Annotated in this window: 21 protein-coding genes; 11 read left to right on the top strand and 10 right to left on the bottom strand. The window is 65.7% G+C overall.

All coding sequences use genetic code 11. The features are described from left to right. The first annotated feature begins 61 nt into the window (after positions 1–61). Both CO669_RS00105 and CO669_RS00100 read left to right on the top strand, forming a co-directional pair. Complete coding sequence (locus CO669_RS00105; protein ID WP_007597752.1) at positions 62–463, top strand: PTS sugar transporter subunit IIA; 402 nt, start codon at positions 62–64, stop codon at positions 461–463. Further along, the gene (locus tag CO669_RS00100; RefSeq protein WP_097657200.1) at positions 460–777 is read left to right on the top strand and encodes an HPr family phosphocarrier protein; all 318 of its coding nucleotides are present in this window, start codon (positions 460–462) and stop codon (positions 775–777) included. The genes CO669_RS00105 and CO669_RS00100 overlap by 4 nt, the downstream gene beginning before the upstream one ends. A gap of 118 nt (positions 778–895) precedes the next feature. On the opposite strand, the gene CO669_RS00095 is transcribed toward CO669_RS00100, so the two are convergent. The 3 genes from CO669_RS00095 to CO669_RS00085 all read right to left on the bottom strand — a co-directional run bounded on the left by CO669_RS00095 (position 896) and on the right by CO669_RS00085 (position 4,735). Further along, complete coding sequence (locus CO669_RS00095) at positions 896–2,521, bottom strand: glycosyltransferase family 39 protein (protein WP_097657199.1); 1,626 nt, start codon at positions 2,519–2,521, stop codon at positions 896–898. 88 nt (positions 2,522–2,609) lie between these two features. Beyond that, positions 2,610–3,380, bottom strand: a complete 771-nt coding sequence (locus tag CO669_RS00090) for a M15 family metallopeptidase (protein ID WP_097657198.1) — start codon at positions 3,378–3,380, stop codon at positions 2,610–2,612. After that, positions 3,377–4,735, bottom strand: a complete 1,359-nt coding sequence (locus CO669_RS00085; protein WP_097657197.1) for a caspase family protein — start codon at positions 4,733–4,735, stop codon at positions 3,377–3,379. Before CO669_RS00085 ends, CO669_RS00090 begins: the two co-directional genes overlap by 4 nt. Positions 4,736–4,928: 193 nt before the next feature. Between CO669_RS00085 and lepA the strand changes: the two genes are divergently transcribed. Continuing rightward, positions 4,929–6,740, top strand: coding sequence for a translation elongation factor 4 (lepA, locus tag CO669_RS00080; protein ID WP_097657196.1), 1,812 nt, complete (start codon positions 4,929–4,931; stop codon positions 6,738–6,740). A gap of 211 nt (positions 6,741–6,951) precedes the next feature. Here the strand turns inward: lepA and CO669_RS00075 are convergent, their stop codons facing one another. Further along, positions 6,952–7,365 (bottom strand): SRPBCC family protein, encoded by a 414-nt coding sequence (locus tag CO669_RS00075; protein WP_097657195.1) that lies wholly within the window; start codon positions 7,363–7,365, stop codon positions 6,952–6,954. A 222-nt stretch (positions 7,366–7,587) separates the two neighbouring features. Here CO669_RS00075 and CO669_RS00070 point away from each other — a divergent pair, with 222 nt between their 5' ends. Next, a complete protein-coding gene (locus CO669_RS00070; protein ID WP_097657194.1) occupies positions 7,588–8,808 on the top strand; it encodes an MFS transporter in 1,221 nt (406 codons plus the stop codon). Positions 8,809–8,834: 26 nt separating this feature from the next. On the opposite strand, the gene CO669_RS00065 is transcribed toward CO669_RS00070, so the two are convergent. The 3 genes from CO669_RS00065 to CO669_RS00055 form a co-directional block, all read right to left on the bottom strand. After that, the gene (locus CO669_RS00065) at positions 8,835–10,079 is read right to left on the bottom strand and encodes an acyltransferase family protein (RefSeq protein WP_097657193.1); all 1,245 of its coding nucleotides are present in this window, start codon (positions 10,077–10,079) and stop codon (positions 8,835–8,837) included. Between the two features lie 78 nt (positions 10,080–10,157). Continuing rightward, complete coding sequence (locus tag CO669_RS00060; protein WP_245444120.1) at positions 10,158–11,321, bottom strand: helix-turn-helix domain-containing protein; 1,164 nt, start codon at positions 11,319–11,321, stop codon at positions 10,158–10,160. A gap of 39 nt (positions 11,322–11,360) precedes the next feature. Then, the gene (locus tag CO669_RS00055) at positions 11,361–11,822 is read right to left on the bottom strand and encodes a GNAT family N-acetyltransferase (protein ID WP_097657192.1); all 462 of its coding nucleotides are present in this window, start codon (positions 11,820–11,822) and stop codon (positions 11,361–11,363) included. Positions 11,823–11,958: 136 nt separating this feature from the next. Here CO669_RS00055 and CO669_RS00050 point away from each other — a divergent pair, with 136 nt between their 5' ends. Beyond that, complete coding sequence (locus CO669_RS00050; protein ID WP_245444118.1) at positions 11,959–13,560, top strand: amidase family protein; 1,602 nt, start codon at positions 11,959–11,961, stop codon at positions 13,558–13,560. A gap of 76 nt (positions 13,561–13,636) precedes the next feature. Here the strand turns inward: CO669_RS00050 and CO669_RS00045 are convergent, their stop codons facing one another. Next, positions 13,637–15,436 (bottom strand): alkaline phosphatase D family protein, encoded by a 1,800-nt coding sequence (locus CO669_RS00045; protein WP_097657191.1) that lies wholly within the window; start codon positions 15,434–15,436, stop codon positions 13,637–13,639. A gap of 200 nt (positions 15,437–15,636) precedes the next feature. On the opposite strand from CO669_RS00045, the gene CO669_RS00040 reads away from it, so the two are divergent. Next, complete coding sequence (locus CO669_RS00040; protein WP_097657190.1) at positions 15,637–16,788, top strand: acyl-CoA dehydrogenase family protein; 1,152 nt, start codon at positions 15,637–15,639, stop codon at positions 16,786–16,788. A 25-nt stretch (positions 16,789–16,813) separates the two neighbouring features. On the opposite strand, the gene CO669_RS00035 is transcribed toward CO669_RS00040, so the two are convergent. Both CO669_RS00035 and CO669_RS00030 read right to left on the bottom strand, forming a co-directional pair. Next, complete coding sequence (locus CO669_RS00035; protein WP_097657189.1) at positions 16,814–17,539, bottom strand: RDD family protein; 726 nt, start codon at positions 17,537–17,539, stop codon at positions 16,814–16,816. 153 nt (positions 17,540–17,692) lie between these two features. Continuing rightward, positions 17,693–19,855 carry a putative bifunctional diguanylate cyclase/phosphodiesterase gene (locus tag CO669_RS00030; RefSeq protein ID WP_097657188.1) on the bottom strand — a complete coding sequence of 721 codons (2,163 nt, stop codon included), beginning with the start codon at positions 19,853–19,855 and terminating at the stop codon, positions 17,693–17,695. A gap of 541 nt (positions 19,856–20,396) precedes the next feature. Here CO669_RS00030 and mepA point away from each other — a divergent pair. The 5 genes from mepA to modC all read left to right on the top strand — a co-directional run bounded on the left by mepA (position 20,397) and on the right by modC (position 24,573). After that, complete coding sequence (gene mepA, locus CO669_RS00025; protein ID WP_097657752.1) at positions 20,397–21,341, top strand: penicillin-insensitive murein endopeptidase; 945 nt, start codon at positions 20,397–20,399, stop codon at positions 21,339–21,341. A gap of 349 nt (positions 21,342–21,690) precedes the next feature. After that, positions 21,691–22,194 (top strand): hypothetical protein, encoded by a 504-nt coding sequence (locus tag CO669_RS00020; RefSeq protein WP_198963733.1) that lies wholly within the window; start codon positions 21,691–21,693, stop codon positions 22,192–22,194. Between the two features lie 194 nt (positions 22,195–22,388). Then, a complete protein-coding gene (modA, locus tag CO669_RS00015; protein ID WP_097657186.1) occupies positions 22,389–23,174 on the top strand; it encodes a molybdate ABC transporter substrate-binding protein in 786 nt (261 codons plus the stop codon). A gap of 38 nt (positions 23,175–23,212) precedes the next feature. After that, positions 23,213–23,908, top strand: coding sequence for a molybdate ABC transporter permease subunit (modB, locus tag CO669_RS00010; RefSeq protein WP_097657185.1), 696 nt, complete (start codon positions 23,213–23,215; stop codon positions 23,906–23,908). A 2-nt stretch (positions 23,909–23,910) separates the two neighbouring features. Further along, positions 23,911–24,573, top strand: coding sequence for a molybdenum ABC transporter ATP-binding protein (modC, locus tag CO669_RS00005; protein WP_097657184.1), 663 nt, complete (start codon positions 23,911–23,913; stop codon positions 24,571–24,573). The last annotated feature ends 130 nt before the right edge of the window (positions 24,574–24,703 follow it).

Below are 24,703 nucleotides of genomic sequence, written 5' to 3'. Positions count from 1 at the left end.
CTGGATGGTCAAAGTGGCGCGTTCGTGCGGTGCACCAAGAGCGCCCGCGAGGAGTTTTCCGATGATTGGTCTAGTACTTGTGACCCACGGGCGCCTTGCCGACGAATTCAAGGCAGCGCTTGAACATGTCATGGGCCCACAAAAGCAAATCGAAGCGATCACGATCGGTGCCGAAGACGATTCCGATCTCTGCCGAAGCGACATCATCGAGGCGGTTAACCGCGTCGATTCCGGCGACGGCGTTGCGATCCTCACCGACATGTTCGGCGGCACGCCGTCCAACCTCGCAATATCCTGCATGAGCCGGCCCAAGGTCGAAGTGCTCGCGGGCATCAACCTTCCCATGCTGGTGAAGCTCGCCAAGGTGCGCGAGGAGCGTCCGCTGCCCGACGCGATCGCGATGGCGCAGGAAGCCGGCCGCAAATACGTCACCATCGCCAGCCGCGTGCTCGCCGGCAAATGAGCGACGACGCGCCACAAGCCGGGACAGGCGTGCCCGCGGGCGCGATTTCCAAGGATCTCCTGATCATCAACAAGCGCGGCCTGCACGCCCGCGCCTCCGCGAAATTCGTCCAGGCGGTCGAGCGGTTCGACGCGCAGGTCTGGGTCACGCGCGGCGGCGAGACCGTCGGCGGCACCTCGATCATGGGGCTGATGATGCTGGCCGCAGGACCGGGCACGACGATCACCGTCGCCGCCGCCGGCACCGATGCGGAAGCCGCGTTGGCTGCGATCACCGAGCTCGTTGAAAGCAAGTTCAACGAGGAAGGGATCTGAGCCACACGCTCGATGCCGTAGGGTGGGCAAAGGCGCGGAAGCGCCGTGCCCACGAGCATTCTCCAATCGCAACAAAGCCGTGGGCACGCTACGCTTTGCCCACCCTACGGCACCGTCACTATTTCCCCGGCGGTGCGATGTAGACGTTCCAGCTCATCGACGGACCGGCCTTGCCGTGGGTGAAGCGGCGCGTGGTCATCACCATGCGCTCGGCGTTCGGCGCGATTTCGGACACCCATTTCTCGAATTTGGGCAGCCGTTCGTCGGTCGCATCGAACACGCCGATGAAGCCGTATCGCTTGACGTCCTCGAGCGAGGTCAGCCCGGAGGCCCAGGCCTCGTTCGGCGTGAACGGGCTCGGATGATCGGGGCTGTAGAACACCATCGGCTGGATCGTCTCCATGGTCCCCGCGACCACCGCCCAGCGCGAGGCGAAGCGCGCGTGCCAGGCCTGGGTCAATTCGCGCGCGAGATCCGAGCGCGCGCCATAGGTTGCGGTGTTGCCGGCATTGGCCGCCATCTCGCGCGTGGCGATCCAGGGCGAGGCGGCCAGCGTCGCGGCGCTGAGCACGAGCCAGATCGCGGCGATGTTGAACAGGCTGGCACTCTGCACCCGTAACGCAGGGATCGCGACCAGCGCCAGGGGCACCAGGAAGAACAGCGAGATGCCCCAATCGGTCTTCATGTAGATGCTGAAGAGGAGCGCGCCGAGCGGCGGACCGAGCGCGACGATGATCTGGATCGCCCACACGTTCAGCGCCTGCGAGAGATTGACGCTCGCGTTGGCGCCGCGTCCCCAGGCGCGCGTGACGATGCGCAAGGGAGCGCGCGCGAGCAGCGACAACCAAGGCGGTACCAGCGCCATCGCCAGTCCGGCCAGCGCCACCGGCAATGCGAGCAGCCCGAGATTATGCAGCACGTAGCCGGCGACGAGCTGATGCACCTGGCTCGCGTCCTGGAGACTGTAGGTGTCGCCGGCATAGGTCAGCGGCACGAAATGCGCATCCGCCAGCCAGACGATGTGCGGGATCATCGCCACCACCATCGTCACGATGGCGACCCATGGCGCCGGCGAGGACAGGAATTTCAGCCGCGCGGGATGGATCAGCGCGGCAAGGCCGATGGCGCCGATCATCGTCAGCACCCAATATTTAGTCATCAGCGCCAGCGCGCCGGCGAGCCCGAGCCAGATGCCTGACCGCCAGCTCCGCTTCTCGAACGCGTCGAGATAGGCGAGCACCAGCAGAGGCAAGGTGACGAGCTGCAGCAGATCCGGGTTGTACTTGAAACCCTTGAAATTGAAGATCGGGTAGAGCGCGACCATCACCACGACCAGGAAGGCGCGGCGCGCATCCACGACGCGCAAGGCCACCAGCCAGCAGATCACCATGCCGACGCCGACGGTCGCCATCGCCAGCGCATAGGTCGCCCAGTCCGTGGCCGGGAACGCCATGAACCAGAGGCCGGCGACCCAGCCCGACAGCGGCGGATGCTTGCCGTAGCCCCAGAGGAATTTCTGGCCCCAGCCATAGGCTTCTGCGACGTCCATGTGAACGTCCTGCGCCGCCTTGAGATTGATCAGGATGAAGGTCCAGAGCACCGCATGCAGGATGGCGAGCTGGATCACCAGCCACAATCTCGCCTCGGGGCGGACCGCGCAGGCCACCAGCCAGGCCCGGAATCGGTTGTAGCTCACCCGGGCTTTTACGCGTGTTCGGGCGGACGGGATCGAAGTCGTGGACATGGGCGCTTGCGTAGCGCGTTTTGCGCCTGAGTGAAATCAGCTTGGCGTGAATGAATGCCCGCCCCAGGCGCACGGAAACGATGCGGGATCACCGGCCCAACAGTTCCGGGCGATATTCGAAATGCATCGTGTCGTAGTGATACCATTTGCCGCCCCAGATGAAGCCGTGGCGCTCGAAGATATCGACGATCTCCCGCGGCATCCTGTTCTTGTAGGGAATGGTTTTCCCCCGGCCAGCCCACAGCCAATAGTCGGAATAGTTCAGGTTCAGATCGATCGCGACGGCATAGCCATGCATGCTCATCTTGCCGGTATCCGCGACCGGCCGGCAAGACAGTACGCCGGCAATCGGATAGGCAGCGGTCTTCAGCGACGGCTCGAGCCTGTCGATCTCCGCGGACACCTGCTTGAGCCGGTCGGCCACGCCATTGATCCGCGTCACCTGGACGGCCTTCCCCCACGACCGCGGCAGCCAGGTGATGGTGACGAGATTGCGTTGCACCGCTCCCTTGCGGCAATCGCCATACATCTTCATGAAGAACGGCTCGTTCCGGAATCGTCCAGGATCGGCGTTCACCGCGGGCGGCGCGGACACGCCGACGGGGTAGGGCAAGCGAAGCTGGTCCAGAATCGAGGCATCGCGCAGGCGCTGGTCAAAACTCTTGTCGTCGTTGCCGTCGTCCACCGGCATTGCGGTCCCGTCGCGCCAGAACATCTGCTTGCCGTCGTGACCGGAGAGGAAGTCGGGATAGGCACGCACCAGCCGATCGAGAAGCTCGGTCCTGGTTTGGGCGCCCGCCGGGATCGACGCAGCCACGAGGGCGATGAGGATTTGCGTCGCTCGCAACACCGAGGTCATCGACGCTTGCCGGCCTGATCGAGCAGCGCCACATTCGCCTCCTCGATCGCATTGAGTTTTGGATTCCATGTGCTCGGCGAATACCACGGGAGACGTTCGAAGCGGGCCTTGAGATCCGCCGCTTCGAAATAGCGTCCGCGCCGCGCAAAGATCTCGTTGCGCGCAATCCGCAGCTCGTCGTTCGAAAGCCCGCGCAGGTCTGCGACCGTCAGCAGCCGCCGATCCGAATCGGGAAAGATGAAGCCGCTCGGCGCCGCACTGCCGGATTCATAGCGGTCGATCAGGGCGACATTCGCCGTCTCGACGGCGTTCAATTGCGGATCCCAGGTGCGGGGCACGTACCAGGCGAACCTGCTGAACCGCGCCGTCAGATCGGGCGAGTTGAAATAGCGCCCTCGCCGCGCAAAGATCTCATTGCGCGCGAGACGCAACTCGTCCTTGCTCAGCGTCCTCAGATCGCCATCGGCAAGCAGGCGGCTGTCGGAGTCCGGAAACAGGAAATCCGACTGGGCTCTCGCGAGCGGAGCCGGGGACGGCGGAAGATTCGCAGGAGGCGCGGTGACGGGTGCCGGAACGTTGACCGCCGCAACCTGCCCTGCCGGTGCGCCTGAAAAGTAGAATGATCCATCGATCGGCGAAGAGGAGACCCAGGGCTGCTGGTTGCTGCCAGTGGCCCGCTTGACGAGAAGTCCCACCTGATTGAACGTCTGGAGCACGTCGAGGCCGGGACGCTGCATCGTCTCGACCAGCGCCCGCGTGTAAGGGCTGTGGCCGTCGGACCCGTCGAGCGCGACGTTGCCGGGTTGCGTGGCATAGGAGAGCAGCGTTCCTTCCGGTGCCCGGATCTGCGCCAGGCCGCCGTCGGAGGCGCGCAGGCCGCGTCCGCCGAAAGGGTTGTTCCGGCACGCATCGAGGATGACGATGTTCAGCTTGGTCCCTGCGCCGTCCATCTGCCGAAGCACCAATGCGGCATCAACCATCTGGAAATCGACGTCGGTCTCGCGCGTCGGATTGGCGGTAATCGGCACGAGGTAATTGGTCCCGCGGACCTGGATGCCGTGGCCGGCGTAATAGAACAAGGCGACGTCCGCGCCGATCAACTGATTGCCGAAGCGCTGGACCGCCGCGTCGAAGCTCGCCTTGTCCAGCTCGACCTGGGCGCCGCCGCCGACCAGCGTGAAACCGAGCTTCTGCAACGTATCGGCCACCAGCACCGCGTCGTTTCGGGGATTTTCCAGCCGCGACACACTCTGGTAGGCGGAATTGCCGATGACGAGGGCGACGCGCTTTTCAGCAGCAGCCGGGAAGGCAAGACACGTTGCGAACAAAAAGGCGAAAAAGCGCTTCCAGCACATTGCCTGTTTCCGTGACAGAAAATCCAAAAACTAGCAGAGCCGGCCCCTGAAATCGATGGTGGGAAGGCCCGGATTGGCATGGCGAATCGATGTCCTCCCCTTCCTAGGCCGCCGGCTGCCCAGCCGGATGCGCCTCCCCGGGAAGACCAAGTGAATGGTTGCCGCACGGGGATGTGAGTGGTATCCCGCGCCCATGACGACCGTCCCCATTTCCAACATCCGCAATTTCTCCATCGTCGCCCATATCGACCATGGCAAATCGACGCTGGCCGACCGCCTGATCCAGATGACCGGCGGCCTCTCCGACCGCGAGATGGCGGGCAAGGAGCAGGTGCTCGATTCCATGGACATCGAGCGCGAGCGCGGCATCACCATCAAGGCGCAGACGGTGCGCCTCGCGTACCGCGCCAAGGACGGCAAGGATTACATCTTCAACCTGATGGACACGCCCGGCCATGTCGACTTCGCCTACGAAGTCTCGCGGTCGCTGGCGGCGTGCGAAGGTTCCCTTCTGGTGGTGGACGCCAGCCAGGGCGTCGAGGCGCAGACGCTCGCCAACGTCTACCAGGCGCTCGACAACAATCACGAGATCGTCCCGGTCCTGAACAAGGTCGACCTCCCCGCGGCCGAGCCCGAGAAGGTCAAGCAGCAGATCGAGGACGTCATCGGCATCGACGCGTCCGACGCGGTGATGATCTCGGCCAAGACCGGCCTCGGCGTGCCCGACGTGCTGGAAGCCATCGTCACCCGCCTGCCGCCGCCGAAGGGCGACCGCGATGCGACCTTGAAGGCGCTGCTGGTCGACAGCTGGTACGACGTCTATCTCGGCGTCGTCGTTCTGATCCGCGTCGTCGACGGCGTCATGAAGAAGGGCAGCCGCGTGCGCATGATGGGCACGGGCGCTGCCTATGACGTCGAGCGCGTCGGCTTCTTCACGCCGAAGATGCAGCAGGTCGACGAGCTCGGCCCCGGCGAGATCGGCTTCATCACGGCCGCGATCAAGGAAGTCGCCGACACCCGCGTCGGCGACACCATCACCGACGACCGGAAGCCGGTGACGGAGATGCTGCCGGGCTTCAAGCCGGCCATCCCCGTGGTGTTCTGCGGCCTGTTCCCGGTCGACGCCGACGACTTCGAGACGCTGCGCGCCGCGATGGGCAAGCTGCGCCTCAACGACGCCAGCTTCTCGTTCGAGATGGAGACCTCGGCCGCGCTCGGCTTCGGCTTCCGCTGCGGCTTCCTCGGCCTGTTGCACCTCGAGATCATCCAGGAGCGGCTGTCGCGCGAGTTCGATCTCAACCTGATCGCGACCGCGCCGAGCGTGATCTACAAGATGAAGCTGACCGACGGCACCGAGCTCGAGATCCACAATCCCGTCGACATGCCCGACGTGGTCAAGATCGCCGAGATCCAGGAGCCCTGGATCGAGGCGACGATCATGACGCCCGACGAATATCTCGGCAGCGTGCTGAAGCTTTGCCAGGACCGCCGCGGCGCGCAGAAGGAGCTCACTTACGTCGGCTCCCGCGCGATGGTGAAGTACGATCTGCCGCTGAACGAAGTGGTGTTCGATTTCTACGACCGCCTGAAGTCGGTCTCCAAGGGTTACGCCTCGTTCGACTATCATCTCACCGACTACAAGCCGGCCGATCTCGTCAAGATGCAGATCCTGGTCAACGCCGAGCCGGTCGACGCGCTCTCGATGCTGGTCCACCGCACCCGCGCCGAAGGCCGCGGCCGCGCCATGGTCGAGAAGATGAAGGAGCTGATCCCGCCGCACATGTTCCAGATCCCGATCCAGGCGGCGATCGGCGGCAAGGTGATCGCCCGCGAGACCGTGCGCGCGCTGCGCAAGGACGTCACCGCAAAATGCTACGGCGGCGACATCACGCGTAAACGAAAACTTCTGGAGAAGCAGAAGGAAGGCAAGAAGAAGATGCGGCAGTTCGGCAAGGTCGACATCCCGCAGGAAGCCTTCATTGCCGCACTGAAGGTGGATAGCTGAGGCGCCATCCGGGATTGGCCGGCCCGGTCTCCGGGGCCGGCCAACAAGAATCGCGAAAACAACCCCATGCACAGTAGCCGCCCCCTTGGCGGCATTACCTTTTTAAGGCGGTCACGCAACCCCTTTGCTCCGTCGGGCAAAACAGGGGCATGGTGGCAGCATCGCAAATTGCGTGATGCCGCCATCTGTCGGCACGCCGGTCCCTGACCGATCAGGCCGTCTGCTTCGCCGCAACGTAGCGCGCGAAATTGTCGAGGATCGCCTGCCAGCCGCCTCGCTGCTGCTCGACCGAGTGCGTCGTTTCGCCATCGAATACGACACGGACGACGACGCCGTTCGCGCCGGGCACGAACTCGACCTCGGCCTTGCGATCGCCAAACGCGTATTCGATCCGCTTGTGTTCGACGATCTTCGTGTAAGTGCCGGCGAAATCGAAACCCATGCTGCCGTCCTTGGCTTCCATCCGGGACGAGAAGGCACCGCCTTCCCGCAAATCGACCGTCGCCTTGGTCGTATGCCAGTCGTCGGACGCCGCATTCCACTTCACGATGTCGGCGGGCGTCGTATAGGCCTGCCAGACCTGATCGATCGGGGCTGCGACGCTGGTTTCGACGGTGATCCTCATGGGCATTGCTCCAGTTCAATTTTGGCGATCGGGGCGACGGCCGCACGTGAGGTGCGATCCATGCCCCTTCCGGGAAGTGTCGGCCCAAGGACGGACGAGACCAGTCCGCGCCGACACGGCCCAGCCATCAATATTCGAAAAAATTGCGGTTGGAATAGCTCGGCAGATAAGCCACCATCCCTCCCGCGCACATCAACAAAACCAACAGCGCCAGGGAAACGCATGAGCAAGGCAGCACGCTTCGACTATGGCTGGGTCGTCGTCGCCGCGGGCGCGCTGATGACCTGTGTGGGTTTCGGCACGATGCTCTCTCTGGCCGTGTTCCTGCAACCGATCTCGGAAGCGATGGGCTGGTCGCGTGCGGGGGTGTCGGCGGCGGCGACGCTGGATTTCCTCTGCATGGGAGTGGCCGCGTTCCTGTGGGGCACGCTGTCGGACCGGTTCGGCACCCGCATCGTGGTGCTCGCGGGAAGCGTTCTGCTGGGGCTCGGTCTCGTCACCGCGAGCCAGGCCGCTCACCTGTGGCAGTTCCAGCTTTGCTTCGGTGTCCTGATCGGCATCTCCGCCGGCAGCTTCTACGCGCCGATGATGGCGCTCGCGAGCGCCTGGATCGAGACAAACAGGAGCCTTGCGGTGGCGCTGGTCTCCGCCGGCATGGGCGTCTCGCCGGTGACGATCGCACCGACCGCGAGCTGGCTGATCACGGCCTATGACTGGCGCACCGCGATGCTGGTGATCGGCATTGCCGCTTGGGCGCTGCTGATCCCCGCCTGCTTCCTGGTGCGGCCGGCGCCGGCCGCGGCAGGCGGCACCGCTGCAGACGCAGCGCCGGAGGTCGAGCTGACCGCAGCGCAGGCGCTGCGCACGCCGCAATTCATCGCGCTGGCGGCGGCGCATTTCGCCTGCTGCGCGGCGCATTCCGGCCCGATCTTCCACATGGTGTCCTATGCGATGGTGTGCGGCATCGCCCCGCTGACGGCGGTGACGGTCTACAGCGTCGCCGGCGTCTCCGGCCTCGGCGGCCGCCTGCTGCTGGGCGCGCTCGCCGATCGGGTCGGTGCGAAGCCGGTGCTGGTGGGCGGCCTGTTCGTGCAGGCGATGTGCATCGCGACCTATCTCGCGGTGGCCCAGCTCGGCGAGTTCTACGCGCTCTCTGTGGTGTTCGGCCTCGCCTATGGCGGTGTGATGCCGCTCTACGCGGTGCTGGTCCGCGAGTTCTTCGGCGCGCGCATCATGGGCACCGTGTTCGGCGCGGTCTCGGCCTTTGCCAGCCTCGGCATGGCGCTCGGCCCCTGGGCCGGCGGGCTCGTATTCGACAATTTCCAGCGCTACACGTGGCTGCACGTCGGCTCGTTCGCGATCGGGCTTGCCGCCGTCGCAGTGGCGCTGAGCTTTCCGACCAGACGCAGGCCCTCGCTGGACCTTGGCCGCGCGGCGGCGTGACGACGGAGCAAGCCGGCAGCCGAGCGTCACGGCACGGCCGCGCCGGTGACCGCGGCGGCGGGCGCCGTCTCGCGCGGCGCGCGCCGGCCGTTCAGCAGCACGCCGATGAAGGTGAAGCGCACCAGCAGTTGATAGCTCGCCAGCATCGGCAAAAGCGCCGCGACGAGGAGGATCGCGAACTTCAGCGGCCCGGGCCAGTCGAGCTGCGACAGCGCGACCTGCAGCGCCATCACGATCGGCATGTGGATCAGATAGAGCCAGTAGGAGGCGTCGGCGAGGTAACGCCTGGCCGGGCTGAAGCCGGACATAAACCGGAGCGCGAGGCCGATGAAGGCGAAGGTCGAGATCCAGATCGCCGGCGCATACAGGATGGCGGCGACGAGCCTGAGCGTCTCGGCGCGCACCGGCGGCTTCGGCGCGCCCGGCGCTGAACTCATCACGCCTGACAGCACGAAGCTGGTCAGGATCAACCCGAGCGCCGGCACGAGAGTCCACAGCCAGCGCCGCTCCAGGATCCGCAGCAGATCGATCTGCCGGTGCAGCAGCCAGCCGACACCGAAAGCCGTGCCGAAGCCGATCCAGGCCTGCGCGTTGGTGACGAACGATTGATCCGGCGTCCTCACGCCGACCGCGCCAGCCCATCTCGGGTCGAGGCTGAAGGCGATGCCGATCGGGATCGCCAGAACCAGCGGGGCCAGCGGGCTCTGCATCATCCCCGCGAACAGACGATCCAGCGCCGTTCGCAGAGCACCTGACGAATCGAGCCGAACGACGAGGCTGCGCACCAGGAGCGCGGCGGCATAGAGCTCCAGCAACACGTAGAGAAACCAGAAATGGGCGAGCGGGAAATTCGGCAGCACCGGCCAGTTGCGCATGCCGGCCGTCGGACCGCCATTCGGAAACCGGGCTGCCCAGTTCACGACCAACGCCATGGCCGCGAACACGATGGGCCAGCCGATCACCAGCGGCAGCCCGATGCGCTGCAGCCGGTCGCCGACGAAGCCCCTGATCCCCCGGCGATGAAAGCTCATCCGGGCGAAGAAACCCGCCATCAGGAAGAAGGTCGTCATCCGGAAGACGTGGATGGAAAAGGACAGGAGCCCCACCGCAACGCTTGGATGGGTGTCCTGGATGAACCAGAACCGGGGCGAGACGGCCACAAAGGACAACGCCGCGTGCAGGACGATGCCGAGCAGCAGGGCAAAGGCCCGGACTGCATCGAGGGCGTGCAATCGTTCGGACGCAGAATTGGCGGCGATCGGGGGGGGCATGGTCAGGCTCGCTGATGAGGACTAGCCCCACAGCCTGCCTGATCGCGCCCGCACCTTCTCGCCGAATCCGGAAATCGGCTAACCGATGTCCCGGCGCCGCTGGCCGATTTCCTGATCGCGCGCCGAGCCCGGCGCCGCTTGAGGCTGGGCCAGGGCGTCACGCCGAAACTCGCTCGGGGTCATGCCCGTCTCGGCCTTGAAGGCGCGGTTGAACGGCCCGATCGACTGGAAGCCGGCATCCATGGCGATGGTGAGGACCGGAACCTCGCGCTGCGCCGGATCGGACAAAGCCGCCTTGGCATCCTCGATGCGATAGCGATTGAGGAACGCATTGAAGTTGCGATAGCCGAGGCCCTCATTGATCGCCTGCCTGAGCCGATACTCGGGAACGTCGAACCGCGCGGCGAGCGCCCCGATCGCGAGGCCCTCCTGCCGGTAGATGCGCTCGACAGTCATCAGATGGTCGAGCCGCCGGAGCAGGAGGGGATCGACCACGACTCCGCCGGCGGTGGCGCGATCGGCCCTTCGGGCCTGCGGTCCGATGTCACCGGACGCGATCGCCGCCGTGGCGTCGTTGGCCGTGCCGGCCATCGGAGCGCCAAAAGTCCCCAAGCCGGCCAGCATCGCCACCACGAACAGGCAGAGGGCGGTCGGAATACTCCCGGCCCCGCCGGGCACGATGACCGGGATCGCCGCAAAGCCGGCGCCGGCCACCACGGCGATGAGCCCGACATTGATCGCAAGCATCGCAAGCCGAAGCCGGCGTCGCCGCGCGACCAGATCGACACGCCAGGTCTTGACGGTCTGGACCGCGGCTGCGACCGCCAGCCCCAGGGCGACCAACGACAGGACCCGCCCCCCGGCCCCGGCCAAAGCGGGCCAGCGCGCCCAACCCAGCGTGAGCACGAAGCCGAAGGCGACGATGGCCAGCCAAACCGCACCGTGCCATCGCTTCAGCACGAAATCATCGTCGAACGCCGCACGCGCCCACAACCAGAAGATTGCGGGTTGCGCAGACAGGACCGGCAACACCCACCACCAGAAAGACTTGGGAAAGAACGGCGCGGTCGTGATGGCGTAGAACAAGCCGCCGGCCGACATGGCCATGCCCAACAACGCCTGCTGGTTGGTCGCGCGACGCAGCAGCGCCACGAGGATGATCAGCAGAAACACGCCGCTCGTCGCGCCGCGAAGCCCGAGATCGATCGCCGTGAGCCCCATCGCGGTCACACCTTGCACCATGCGCTTCTCCCCGAAGACGGCTGCCGATCCGGACCAGACCTATGGCGCGTCATCGAGCTCGCGCTCCATGACGATCGTACGTTCATCATCATAGTAGCTGTCGCGCACCGTCCTGAACCCGAGCCGCGCATAGAAGGCCTCGGCGGTGACCGAGGACGAGAGCGTCAAGGCGGGAATGTTTCGCTCGCGCGCCGTGCGCTCGACCTCCGCCATCAGCCGCTTGCCGATGCCGCGGGCCTGAATATCGGGTGCCACGAAGACAGTACGGACGACGCTTCCATCGAGGCCTGCCGTTCCAACGACGCGGCTGTCGATGGTAGCGACGAAGACCGTGCGCGTCCCGATCAGCTGCCTGACGGTTTCAGGGCCAAAGCTGCGCGCGATCCTCTCGATGATCGCGTCCGTGTAGTCCCTTGCATTGGTCTCGCGCAGCGCCCGCAGGATCACCGCGCTGATGCCATCGGCGTCGTCTTCGCGGGCGGGCCGGATCGTGCACTCCATGGATCGCTCGTCTGAAGCCGCTGAAAGCACTGGAAGCTCACGTCTGCGCCGCGCGACCGGTCCGCGGCTTGTCGGGCGACCGGACCCAATGCTACCATTGGTAGCATATTCGCAGCAAGCTGCCCGAGAGGACGCGATGGACAAGCCGATCCGCGGCGACGCAGAGGCGCCGGTCCTGCCGACGCTCGAGCAGGCGTCCTTGAGCGAGATCATCGACGCCCTGGCCGGCGGACGGATCACCGCCACGACGCTGACCGAGCTCTATCTCGCCCGCATCGAGGCCTATGACCGCAACGGACCCGCGCTCAATTCGGTCCGCACGCTCAATCCCGATGCGCGGACGATCGCTGGCGGATGCGACGGCATCAAGCCGTCCGTGGGGCGGCCGCTCGCCGGCGTGCCGATTCTGCTCAAGGACAACATCGCCACCGGCGACAGGCAGCCGACCACGGCGGGCTCGCTGGCGCTGGAAGGGGCGCGCGCCAGGGACGACGCCACGATCGTCAAGCTGTTGCGCGACGCCGGCGCGGTGATCCTCGGCAAGGCGAACCTGACCGAGTTCGCCAACATGCTCGCCGTCGACATGCCATCGGGCTATTCGTCACTGGGCGGTCAGGTGAAGAACCCTTACGCGCCTTTCTTGACCGGCGAACATGGCATCCCGGTCTTGCAGCCCGGTGGATCGAGCTCGGGGTCCGCAGTCGCGGTGGCGGCCGGCCTGTGCGCGGCCTCGATTGGCACCGAGACCTCGGGCTCGCTGCTGTTCCCCGCCAGCATGAACGGCCTCGTCACGGTGAAGCCGACGGTCGGACTGATCAGCCGTGCCGGCATCCTGCCGCTCGCGCACAGCCAGGACACCGCGGGGCCGATGACGCGCACCGTCCGCGACGCGGCGCTGCTGTTGAACGTGCTGGCCGCCAGGGACCCGCTCGACCCCGCAACGCAGAAGCAGCGGCGGCCCGCAGACTACACGGCGGGCCTTGCCGCCGACGCCGTCAAGGGCGCGCGCATCGGCGTGCCGAGCGACCCCAACGATCCCCTCAACGATTGCTTCTACGGCAAGCTGCTGCCTGACAGGGTCAAGGTGATGACCGAGGCAATCGAGGTGCTGGAGGATCTCGGCGCCATCATCGTGCGCGCCAACATGCCGACTTCCGGCTGGATCGGCGGGCCGGGCACGACCATGGCCGTGCTCAACCGAAATCCGCTGAGCGAGCACAAGGGCACCATCGCAAGGCCGCCGGTCGTCTTCCTCTACGAGCTGAAGCACGATCTCAACCTCTATCTGGAGGACTGGGCAACCGAAACGGAGATCAAGACCATCGCCGACATCGTGGCCTTCAACGAAGCCAACGCGGGCAAGGCGCTGCGTTTCGGCCAGGATCATTTCCTCGCCGCCGACATGACCAGGGGCGATCTCAGCGAGCGCGAGTACAAGTCCGCGCGCGCCATGGACCTGCTCTCGGCCAAGACACGCGGCATGGATGCCTACATGAACCAGCACAAGTTGGACGCGGTGCTGTTCCCCGGTGCGACGGGCGCCGCGATTGCAGCCAAGGCAGGCTATCCCAGCGTCATGGTGTGCGGCGGCTTCATCTCGGGAACGTTCGACGGCAAGGACACGCCGGATTATCCGCTCGGCGTCGCCTTCGCAGGGAAAGCCTGGAGCGAGCACAAGCTGCTGCGGCTGGCCCATGCCTTCGAGCAGGCAACTCGCGCGCGCAAGCCGCCGCCGTAGCGCCAATTTTTTCGGTCAAGCGACGCCCCCTCGCTCTCGGCCGCAGCGTGGCCGCCGCAAGGGGGCTTCCGCGCGGCTAGAGCCAGGGCTCCAGCTGAAGGTCGGTCTCGAGCGGAACGTTCGCGCCAGAGGTTGCATCGGTATTCGCAACCGCTTTGCCGTTGCGATCGAACGCACGAACCTTGAGCCGCGATTTCGTCCTGTCGATCTCGATGCGCGCGAAATTGTCGTCCTGGGTGAAGCCCCATGACTTGTAGTGCATGCGCGTCTTGCCGTCCTTGAGCGGAAACGCATCCCATTGCTCGGATTGTCGGGAATCGTGCACATAGCCGTTCGGATCGCCATCGGCGAACGGAAACGGCCAGTAGAATGCCGACGACGTGATCGAGAATGCCTTGAGAGGCAGGATCTTCTTCTTTTGGCCCTGATCGCGCTCGAAGGCGATCTCGGCGACATTCGAGCAGTGAATGTCGCCGGAGAGAAAGACGACATTCTGAATGGATTCGTCGACGATGTGGTCGAGCAGTTCCTTGCGCGTCTGCGGGAATGCCGGCCAGCTGTCGCTGTCGTCGCGATTGCTTCCATTGACGTCGAACAGCAGCGTATCGAGACCTCTCTTCGTCCGGTCGCCGATCCGTTCGTCCATCGCATTCGGAACGAAGACGCTGGATGAGACGATGAATTTCGGGACGTTGTTGCGCTCCCTCTGCATCTGCGAAAGCCAGTCTTTCAGCCTGCGCATTTGCCCGGGATGTTGCTCGTCGATGGTCGGATAGCCGAGCATGTAATTGTCGCGGAGCCCGTGATCCAGCTGGCGGTCGTTGTTGTTCTTGTAGCGCTGCGTGCGCGTGTCGAGAACGAAGAACGGGTAGCCGCCGCAATCGAACTTGTAATACAGCAGGCGCCCCCATGTGCGCGGACTGTGGCTCCATTGGTAGTTCATGTAGGCGGTGACCGCGTAGTTGAACACCATGTGCTTGCCGGGATCGCCTTTCAGCCGGTCCTGGGTCCAGTTGTCCTCGATCTCATGGTCGTCGAGGATCATGTAGGTGCTCGATCGCTGCAGCAGATTGCGCAGGTTCTGCGCTGAATAGGCCGTCGTATAGCGCTCCTGAAATTCGTCATACCGCTCCGCCCGCAGGATCGGAACGAAGCGATTGAGCATGTCGGCATAGATCTGGTCGCCGCACATCATGGTGAAGGAGGCTGCCGGGCCGATCGAACTGTCCTTGAAGTGCAGGGACATCGGTCCGAAGATCTGGTCGGCCTCCTTGATCTTCCAGAGCAGCCCCGGATAGCGGCACGATCCGAGCAGGAAGGCGAGAGAGTCCGCGACCTGCCCCGAAGGCGGGAAGGTGCGAAACGTCGCCTCGCATTTCGACGGATCGAGCCTCAACAGATCGTTCTTGACGATGTTGATGTCCGGCAGGATCGCGATGAGATCCAGGTCTGAGGTCCGGGACGTGTTCGGCGTGGGATCGTCGACCGTGAGCACCCCGACCCGGACGGTGTACGCCGTATTCGGCGTGAGCGGCTTCGCCACCACGTTCTTGTCGAGCGTTACCGCAACAGCAACTTCTTCCACGCTGTCGAGGTCGGTCGCGCTATAGTACCCGAGCTGGACGTCCGAGCCGAGGACGAAGGTGCCCGTGCGGTCAAATTCCCGGTTGAGCCGGAAGTACCAGGCCGCACCGATCTTATAGCCTTCGCCGATCTTGTTGTTCTCCACGATCCCGATCACACCGACGGTGCGCCGATTTTCGTCGAGCTGCGCCCTGTCATCCGCGGGGTCCGCGGCACGGACCCAAATCCTGGCCGTCGTATCAGTGGTGTGACCGACAATCGGTCCCAATCCCGGCTCGCGCAAACTGACCATTGAAAATCTCCCGTCCTGAAAACCGTCAGTAAAATTCAGAACGGACAGCAATGCAACTCAAACGTGTCGCGCCAGGTCAAGCATTCTGCACGTGGGGAGGATTGTCGCAGCGCAGGCGCGGAATTCTTGATCGAGCCCGACGAATGGGCCACCATCTGCCCGCCCGTCGAACAGCAATCAAGAAGGGCACGGGAAGAGGCATGAACAAGGTCAGGGCAATCGACCTCGTCGAGCGAGCGCGGTCTCTCGGTCCCCTGATCGCGCGCGAGGCGGACGAGATCGAGCGGACGCGTCGGCTGACGCCTGTCGTCGTCATCGCCCTGATCGAGAACGGGCTCTATCGCGCGCTGCTGCCACAGAGCCTCGGCGGCGCAGAAGCTCCCATCGAGATCTTCATGCAGATGCTGGAGGAGATTGCCAAAGCCGATGCCTCGACCGCCTGGTGTCTGGGCCAGTGCTCGGTCTGCGCGATGATCGCGGCGTCGCTCGATCACGACACCGCGCAGGAGATCTTCAACACGGCGCCCGGTATCCTCGCCTGGGGCGCGATCGCGCATGAGGCGCGCGCAGTCGATGGCGGCTATCGCGTCACGGCGCGCTGGGATTTTGCCTCGGGCTCGCGGCAGGCGAGCTGGCTGGGCGCGCATGTGCGCATCAACGGTAGCGACGGCACGCCACGGAGAAATGCCGACGGCTCGGCGGAGGTGCGCACCATCCTCTTCCCTGCCTCAAGCGCGACCTTGCACGACGTCTGGCAGGCGATCGGCCTTGCCGGCACCGGCACGGATTCCTACGAAGTCAGCGACCTCTTCATTCCCGAGCGCTTCACGGCCTTTCGCGACGTGCCGTCCGCGCTGCGCGAGACTGGACCGCTCTACAGGATCGGCACCGGCGCAAGCTTCAGCCTGGGCTTTGCCGCGGTCTCGCTCGGCGTCGCGCGCGCCACGCTGGATGCGGCGATCGCCCTCGCACGCGCCAAGCATCCCTCGCTCGCGGCCGGCGCCATGCGCGACAACGGTGCGGTGCAGGGACTGATCGGCCGCACAGAAGGCGATTGGCGCGCGGCGCGCGCTTATCTCTATGCCACCGCGCAGGCGATGTGGCGCGAGCTGTCCGCGACCGGCGAGTTCAGCGCCGCGCATCGCAGCGCGGTCCGGCTGGCCGCGACCTGGACCATCCATCAATCGGCCAAGGTCGTCGACACCGCCTATCACATGGCGGGGGCAACGGCGGTGTTTCGCAAGCACCCGTTCGAGCGCCGCTTCCGCGACATGCACGCCATCGCCCAGCAGATCCAGGCGCGGGACAGCCATTACGAGGATGTGGGGAAGGCGATTCTGGCCGGAAATTGAGCAGCGGCGAGCTGCGCACCACCGTCTACGCCCTGCGGGCACCGATCAGCCGGCCTCGCCAGCCCAGGCCGATCACAAGGGCGATCATCAGAAGGAAGGCCACCGCGGCGGCGGTGTCGACGATGCGGTCGGTTCCGTTGCAGATGTCCTGGTTGAGGCAGGCGCGGGACATCAGGCCGGCCCGGACCAGCACCGCGAGCACGCCGAAATAGAGCAAGACGCCGAGCGCCAGATAGACCACGGTCACGAGCAGACGCCGCAGCCGCGAGGGCATCGCCGGATCATCCTCTCGCCGCTCGGTGATGAACTGGCCGGGCGTCGCCTTGGCGGGATCACGGATCTGGACGGTCGAGTGCGTGAGCAGATCGTGAACCGCCTGGTTGCGGCGCGTGGCGGCCAGGATCACGAACGAATACCAGCCCAAAACGCTCTTGATGGCGAAGCGTGCGAGCGCCTTGGCGAAGCTCAGATTGCCGCCGCGATCGTCGACGACGCGCAGATTGGTCCAGATATGGCCGAGCGTGCCGCCGGCGCGCCAGACCAGCACCGGCTCGTAGAGCAGCAGGATGACGACGACCGCAACACCGAGACTCCGGCTGAGCCCGTCGCTCGCGACATTGCTGGCCACCGCCAGCGCGCCGAACAGCAGCGCCATCGCCAGCATCCAGTCGAGCAGAACGGCCTTGAACCGCCTGGAGAAGCGGGCATAACGCGGGCCAGGCGGTAGTAGCGGAGGCGCATCAGAGGTCATGGGGTCGCATCCGTTCGATCGATCCAATCATGGGACGCTGGCCGCGTGCGACAGGTTCGACCATCCGCCAGCCATCGCATATAACGCGCATGCCTTGGGACGCGAAAGCTTTGCGATCGTCACGGCCGGGCTTGTCCCGGCCTGCTGCACCGCTCACGCCACCAGCGCGTCCTCGTCGCCGTCGATGCCGCGCTGCGCGGCGAGCAGGCTGACGATCTCGGCATGGGGCCGGGCCTTGCTGAACAGAAAGCCCTGGCCCTCGTCGCAGCCCTCGGCGCGCAGGCAGCTCAGCTCGGCTTCGGTCTCGACGCCCTCGGCGGTGATGGTGACCCCGAGGCCCTTGCCGAGGCTGACGATGGAGCGGATGATCGCCTGGGCCTCGCGATTGGCGCCGAGATCGCGCACGAAGGACTGGTCGATCTTGATCTTGTCGAACGGGAAGCTTCTGAGATAGCTGAGGCTGGAATAGCCGGTGCCGAAATCGTCCATGGAGATGCGCACGCCGAGCGCGCGCAGCGCATGCAGCGTCGCCAGCACTTGCGCGCTCTTCTCCAGCAGCAGCGTCTCGGTGATCTCGAGCTCGAGCCGGCGTGGCGGCAAGCCGGAATGCTTCAGCGCGTCTGTCACCATCGAGAGCAGATTACCGCTGCGGAACTGCAGCGGCGACAGATTGACGGCGACCCGGACGTCGTCCGGCCAGGCCGCGGCATCCAGGCACGCCCGGCGCAGCATCAGCCCGCCGAGCGGGTTGATCAGCCCGGTGTCCTCGGCGACCGGGATGAACTCGGCCGGCGAGACCATGCCGCGCTCGGCATGCGGCCAGCGCACCAGCGCCTCGAAGCCGGTGATGCGGCCGCTCGAGAGGTCGATCAGCGGCTGATAATACGGCCGCAGCACGTCGTTGCGGATCGCGTCGCGCAGCTCGACCTCGATCTTGCGGCGACTCTGCGCTTTCGCATCCAGCGCGGCCTCGAAGAAGGCGAAGCTGCCGCGCGCATCCAGTTTTGCCCGCGACAGCGCCATGTCCGCGCTCTTGAGCAGCTTCTCGGACTCATCGCCATCGCCCGGCGCCATCGCAATGCCGATGGAAGCGCCGATCACCACGGAGTGGCCGTCGAGCAGATAGGGATCGGCGATGGCTTCCAGCAGGCGTTTTGCGAGTCCCACCGCATCCTCGGGCCGCGTCAGGCCGCTCTGCAAAATCGCGAACTCGTCGGAGTTGAGCCGCGCCAGCGCATCTTCCTCGCGCAAGGTCGAGCGCAGCCGCTTGGCGACGCCGCGCAAGAGCTTGTCGCCGACCGCGTGTCCCAGCGTGTCGTTGACCGCCTTGAAATTGTCCAGCCCCAAAATCAGCAGCGCGACCTTCTCGGCGCCGCGCCGCGTGTGCAGCAGCATCTCGTCCATCTGCTGGCGCAGCAGGGTGCGGTTCGGCAGGCCGGTCAAGGCGTCATGCTGGGCCATGAAGGCGAGCCGCGCCTCGGCCCGCTTGCGCTCGGTGATGTCCATCAGCGCCAGCAGCACTGCGGGCCGCTCGGCATAGGTCAACTCGCGGGAATAGATCGCAAGGTCGATCAGCGCGCCGTCGGCCTTGACGTGCTTCCAGGTGCGGCCGGCCTGCTCCTCGCTCGAACGGTCGGCGGTCCAGGGCGGCTCGCTGTCGAAGGCCTGCAGGGAGCGGATCTTCAGTCGCTCGAACTCGTCGCGGCTGTAGCCGTAATGCGCGATCGCGGCGTCGTTGACGCCGAGGATGCGCTCGTCGTCCAGCGCGCAGACGATCATGGGAACGGGATTGCCGTCGAACAGCAGGCGGAACGAGGCCTCGCGCTGCTTGAGCTCGGTGATGTCGACGCGGAGGCCGACCACGCCACCGTCGTCGGTGAGCCGCTCGTCGATCAGGATGACGCGGCCGTCCGACAGCCTCTGCTCGTGGCGCGCGCCGGGTTGATAGAGCTTTTGCAGCCGCTCCGCGATCCACTCGTCCTCGTGGCCGGCGGCTTCCGGATAGTCGCCGCGGGCAACGCCGATGCGCAGCGTGTCTTCGAGACGTGCGCCTTCTTCGAACAGATCGGCGGTCTTGCTGTAGATCTCGGCGTACTGCTTGTTCCAGAGGACGTAGCGGCCGTCGGCATCGAGAATCACGATGCCCTGCGGCAGGATGTCGACGGCCTGGCGCAGGCGCTCGTGCGATTTGCGCGCGTCCGCGATCGCAGCTTCCGCCTCCGCGCGGCTGCGCAAGACCTCGTCGCGCTCTGAAAGGGCTCGCGGCACGCGCGCAAAGCGCGGCTTGCACGGCGATTGGCCAGCCCGGGGAAGCACGCCTTTGTTTCGTTTTCTTGCTTTTCGAGACTTCAAACCCAACTTCACTGGTCCCAATCGCGCCCGGCGGCGCAAGTTTTGGGGCAAGTGTCTGAAAAAAAAGTAATCTTGGGTGACCGCGCGCGCCAGGACAGCGCCTCGCGAGCACCGAGAGTCGGGCTCTCGTGCCTGTTTGCGAGGCGCAAGCGGGCCAAGTGGCGCGCCAGACATGCGGCCTCGTCGCAATCGAGGCGAGAGGTGGCGCAAAAACACGCCCTCTCCATGAATCAATTCCGGGCACGCATTCGATTGTATACGGGATCGAAGCGAATCTCTTTCCGCGCACGAATTTTGGTCAATGCAGGATACGGTTATCGCACTGTTAAAAGCCGGGCCGGCCGGCGAAGAGACGCGGGCTTCGGACGACCTCAGGGAACACGGGGACGATCGTGTCGGGAGAGCTTTGCGCTCGGGCAAAGGCTGTAAAGACGGCGTGAGATTGCGGCCGGGCGAAAGCCACATTCTTAACCCTGAGGCGGCGTTGGGCTATAAGGGAATCAGCATGAATCCCCGCCGCTTCGCCCCACTCCTGCTCGTCATGGCGCTTCTGGCCACCGGAGGTGCGCTGGCCCAGGACAAGGGCAGCGTCAACCCGAGGCCGCTGCCGCCGCTCGCCAATCCGAACGACCCCGATGTCGCCGCCAAGGAGCTGTTCGCGCGAAAGCTGCTGCCGTCGAAGGGGCCGGCCCATGTGATCGGCTCCTACACCAGGGGCTGCATCGGCGGCGCGGAGCAGATCCCGGTCAACGGCGATCATTGGCAGTTGATGCGGCTATCGCGCAATCGCAGCTACGGCCACCCCGACATGATCGCGTTGATCAAGCGGCTCGCGGCCAGGGCGCACAGGGACGCGGGATGGCCGGGCATCCTGGTCGGCGACATCGCCCAGCCGCGCGGCGGGCCGGCGCTGTCGGGCCATGCCAGCCACCAGATCGGGCTCGATGCCGACATCTGGCTGACGCCGATGCCGGACCGCCGCCTCTCGCGCGAGGAGCGCGAGGACATGTCGGCGGTGATGATGGTGCGCCAGGACCGGCTCGACGTCGATCCGAAGGTGTTCACGGCGAGCCATGTGCTGGTGCTGCGCGATGCGGCACGGGAGCCGGCGGTGCAGCGCATCTTCGTCAATGCCGCGATCAAGAAGGCGCTGTGCCGCGAGGCCAAGGGCGACCGCGCCTGGCTGTCGAAGATCCGCCCCTGGTGGGGCCACGACTACCACTTCCACATCCGCATGCGCTGCCCGGCAGGCGCCGGCGAATGCGAGGGCCAGCCGTCGCAGGCCGAGGACGAGGGCTGCAAGCCCGCCGATCTCGCCTATTGGTTCTCCGACGCCGTGCTGCATCCCAAGCCGCCGCCGGAGCCGCCAAAGCCGAAGCCGCCGATGACGCTGGCGCAGATGCCAGCGGCGTGCAAAGCGGTGCTGCATGCGGGTGATGCGAAGCCGTAGGGCGCGCTGCCGCCTCACCCACTGCTGTCGTCCCGGGGCGCGAAGCGAGCCCGGGACCCATAGCCACGGGCCGTGGTCATAGCCGCAGATGGTCACTCCGAGTCTTCGCCCAATGCGATCCTGTGGCTATGGATCCCGGGCTCGCGCTGCGCGCGCCCCGGGATGACAGGAGTGATGGGTACGCTGCCGGGATGACGAACTCGTTGGTTGGTTCGCGTCGCGACGATACGCTAGGATCACGCCCGCCGCCGTGCCGTAAGCCCGCGGCATTCCGGGACGCGCATCCCGTCATTCAACAAGCCTGACCGCAAGCCTCGCGCCCTTCGCGTGGCTAACGATGGGATCTCACATGCGCGTCCTCGCCCTCCTCGCTGCGCTCTTGTTCAGCGCGACCTCCGCATCCGCCGCCGACGAGCCCAGCGGCTGCGACAAGTTCAAATGGCCGGTCGAGCGCGAGCGCGCCGTCCTCGCCGCGCCGGACCCCGCCAGGCTCGCATCAGGCAGCGAACAAGCGGCCTTGCCGTCCTCGGCCGTCACGCTCGGACTGGTCGCCCCAAGCGAGGCCAAGCTGCCCTCGCCGCCGGAGCGCGCGCCAAAAGACGGCACCTTTGCCGGCTTCACCAGCGTCAAGTCCGTCACGGCCGGCCTCTACACGATCAGCCTGTCCGCCGGCGCCTGGATCGACGTGGTCCAGGATGGGCATGTCCTCAAGCCCGTGGCCTTCAGCGGTGCGACCGATTGCAGCGGCATCCGCAAGACCGTGAAATACCAGCTGTCCGCGGAGCCTTTCGTGCTGCAGATCAGTGGCGCCAAGGAGGATGCGGTCGCAATCGCGATCCTGCCCGTCCAATAGCGCTGTTTGCCGGACTAACGGCAACCCTTTGACCTGAGGCCGCTGCCCCTGTTATCTTCGCAAGAGCGATATCCCTGCCGGCCGTAAGCCGCAGCCGGGGCTCCGTGGAGCAGCGCTTCCACCCGTCGCGACCGACCCACCAACGCCAGTCCAGCGCGCGCATCCTGCGTGCGCGGATTCGCAGGGAGCGCTCCATGTTACGCATTGCAGGACTTTTCACCGCCTTCGTGATCCTCGCGGGCGCAAGCCTTTCGCCGGCCGCCGCCGAGGACAAGACCATCACCGTATTCGCCGCCGCATCGATGAAGAACGCGCTCGACGAGATCGACGCCGCCTATACCGCCAAGACCGGCGTGAAGTTCAGCGTCAGCTATGCCGCAAGCTCGGTGCTCGCCAAGCAGATCGAGCAGGGCGCGCCGGCCGACGTGTTCGTCTCGGCCGACACCGACTGGATGGACTATGCGATCGCCAAGAAGACCATCAACGAGCCGACGCGCGTGAACCTGCTCGGCAACAGCATCGTGCTGATCGCGCCGAAGGATTCCAAGATCGACAACGTCACCATTGCGCAAGGCTTCGACCTCGCAAAGCTCGTCGGTGACGGCAGGATCGCGACCGGCGACGTCAAGTCGGTGCCGGTCGGGAAATATGCCAAGGCGGCGCTGGAGAAGCTGGGCGCCTGGCAGGCCGCCGAGCCGAAATTCGCGATGGCCGAGAGCGTGCGCGCGGCGCTGACGCTGGTGGCGCGCGGCGAGGCCAATCTCGGCATCGTCTACTCCACCGACGCCAAGGTCGAGCCCGGCGTGAAGATCGTCGGCACCTTCCCGGCGGAGTCGCATCCCGCGATCATCTATCCCGTTGCGGCGACCACGACCGCGAAGGCTGAGACGAACGACTATCTCGCCTTCCTGCGCTCCTCGGCCGCCAAGACCATTCTGGAAAAATACGGCTTCAAGTTCCTGGTCAGCCCGACGACCTGATCTCCCAACCTGTATCTGGACCTGATTTTCATCACTTGATGTTCGACATCTCTCCCGCCGAATGGACGGCGATCCTGCTCTCGCTCAGGGTCGCCGTCGTCGCCACGCTGGTCGCAACGCCGTTCGGCATTGCGCTGGCATGGCTGCTTGCCCGCAGGGATTTCTGGGGCAAGTCGGTGCTGGATGCCGTGGTGCATCTTCCGCTGGTGCTGCCGCCCGTCGTCACCGGCTATCTCCTGCTCCTCACCTTAGGCCGCAAAGGCCTGGTCGGCGGCTTTCTCGCCGACCATCTCGGCATCGTCTTCTCGTTCCGCTGGACCGGCGCCGCGCTCGCCTGCGGCGTGATGGCGTTTCCGCTGCTGGTGCGGCCGATGCGGCTGTCGATCGAGGCGATCGATCGCCGGCTCGAGCAAGCGGCGGAAACGCTGGGCGCAGCGCCCTGGAAAGTGTTCTTCACCGTGACGCTGCCGCTGGCGCTGCCCGGCGTGCTTGCCGGCATGGTGCTGGGCTTTGCCAAGGCCATCGGCGAGTTCGGCGCCACCATCACCTTCGTCTCCAATATCCCCGGCGAGACGCAGACGATCTCGTCGGCGATCTACTCGCTGATCCAGACGCCGGACGGCGACGCCGCGGCCGGACGGCTCGTCATCGTCTCGGTCATCCTGGCGCTGGGCGCGCTGATCGCGGCCGAGTGGTTCGCCCGCCGCGCCACGCAGCGACTGCACGGGAATTGACCATGCTGCGCGTCGACATCGAAAAGCAGCTCGGCGAGTTCTCGCTCCAGGCCTCCTTCAGCAGCGAAGGCCGCGTCATCGGCCTGTTCGGCGCGTCGGGCTCCGGCAAGACGTCGCTGGTCAACATGATCGCCGGGCTGTTGCGGCCCGACCGCGGCAGCATCGTGATCGACGGCGAGACCGTCGACGACACCGCGGCCGGCATCCACGTGCCGACCTGGCGCCGCCGCATCGGCTATGTGTTCCAGGACGCGCGGCTGTTCCCGCATCTCAACGTCGCGCAAAATCTCGACTACGGACGGCGCATGAACGGCTTCGCGCCCGATCCGGCGCAGCACAAGCGCGTCATCGACCTCCTCGACATCGGCGCGCTGCTCGATCGTCGTCCCGGAAAACTCTCCGGCGGCGAGCGTCAGCGCGTTGCGCTCGGTCGCGCGCTGCTGTCACGGCCGCGCCTGCTGCTGCTCGACGAGCCGCTCGGCGCGCTCGACGAGGGCCGCAAGCTCGAGATCCTGCCCTATCTGGTGCGGCTGCGCGACGAGGCCAATGTCCCCATGGTCTATGTCAGCCACGACGCCGCCGAGCTGCGCCAGCTCGCCACGCAGATCGTGATGCTGAAGCAGGGGCGGGTGACGAGTTTCGGCGGAGTGAAGATGCTGGCGTGAGGGTGCTGGCAGCTTGCCTGGGCATATTTCCGCCTCACCATCGCTGTCATGCCCCGGCGTGATGTTTAGCCCGGACAGATCACTGACGGGTGTTCGGAGACATAGCTGACACGTCAACAATGGCTGGATT

The organism is Bradyrhizobium sp. Y36 (assembly GCF_002531575.1).
Classification (GTDB): Bacteria; Pseudomonadota; Alphaproteobacteria; order Rhizobiales; family Xanthobacteraceae; genus Bradyrhizobium.
The sequence above is the reverse complement of the archived record's forward strand: the minus strand, read 5'-3'. Positions and strand labels throughout refer to the sequence as shown.

Coding starts and splice junctions, on each gene's coding strand:
- CO669_RS00040 (WP_097657190.1), top strand. CDS start 15,637: ATGAACAAGGTCAGGGCAATCGACCTCGTCGAGCGAGCGCGGTCTCTC.
- CO669_RS00100 (WP_097657200.1), top strand. CDS start 460: ATGAGCGACGACGCGCCACAAGCCGGGACAGGCGTGCCCGCGGGCGCG.
- CO669_RS00060 (WP_245444120.1), bottom strand. CDS start 11,321: ATGGTGCAAGGTGTGACCGCGATGGGGCTCACGGCGATCGATCTCGGG.
- mepA (WP_097657752.1), top strand. CDS start 20,397: ATGAATCCCCGCCGCTTCGCCCCACTCCTGCTCGTCATGGCGCTTCTG.
- CO669_RS00105 (WP_007597752.1), top strand. CDS start 62: ATGATTGGTCTAGTACTTGTGACCCACGGGCGCCTTGCCGACGAATTC.
- CO669_RS00085 (WP_097657197.1), bottom strand. CDS start 4,735: ATGTGCTGGAAGCGCTTTTTCGCCTTTTTGTTCGCAACGTGTCTTGCC.
- CO669_RS00055 (WP_097657192.1), bottom strand. CDS start 11,822: ATGGAGTGCACGATCCGGCCCGCCCGCGAAGACGACGCCGATGGCATC.
- CO669_RS00045 (WP_097657191.1), bottom strand. CDS start 15,436: ATGGTCAGTTTGCGCGAGCCGGGATTGGGACCGATTGTCGGTCACACC.
- modA (WP_097657186.1), top strand. CDS start 22,389: ATGTTACGCATTGCAGGACTTTTCACCGCCTTCGTGATCCTCGCGGGC.
- CO669_RS00075 (WP_097657195.1), bottom strand. CDS start 7,365: ATGAGGATCACCGTCGAAACCAGCGTCGCAGCCCCGATCGATCAGGTC.
- modC (WP_097657184.1), top strand. CDS start 23,911: ATGCTGCGCGTCGACATCGAAAAGCAGCTCGGCGAGTTCTCGCTCCAG.
- CO669_RS00065 (WP_097657193.1), bottom strand. CDS start 10,079: ATGCCCCCCCCGATCGCCGCCAATTCTGCGTCCGAACGATTGCACGCC.
- CO669_RS00035 (WP_097657189.1), bottom strand. CDS start 17,539: ATGACCTCTGATGCGCCTCCGCTACTACCGCCTGGCCCGCGTTATGCC.
- CO669_RS00090 (WP_097657198.1), bottom strand. CDS start 3,380: ATGACCTCGGTGTTGCGAGCGACGCAAATCCTCATCGCCCTCGTGGCT.
- CO669_RS00095 (WP_097657199.1), bottom strand. CDS start 2,521: ATGTCCACGACTTCGATCCCGTCCGCCCGAACACGCGTAAAAGCCCGG.
- lepA (WP_097657196.1), top strand. CDS start 4,929: ATGACGACCGTCCCCATTTCCAACATCCGCAATTTCTCCATCGTCGCC.
- modB (WP_097657185.1), top strand. CDS start 23,213: ATGTTCGACATCTCTCCCGCCGAATGGACGGCGATCCTGCTCTCGCTC.
- CO669_RS00050 (WP_245444118.1), top strand. CDS start 11,959: ATGGACAAGCCGATCCGCGGCGACGCAGAGGCGCCGGTCCTGCCGACG.
- CO669_RS00070 (WP_097657194.1), top strand. CDS start 7,588: ATGAGCAAGGCAGCACGCTTCGACTATGGCTGGGTCGTCGTCGCCGCG.
- CO669_RS00020 (WP_198963733.1), top strand. CDS start 21,691: ATGCGCGTCCTCGCCCTCCTCGCTGCGCTCTTGTTCAGCGCGACCTCC.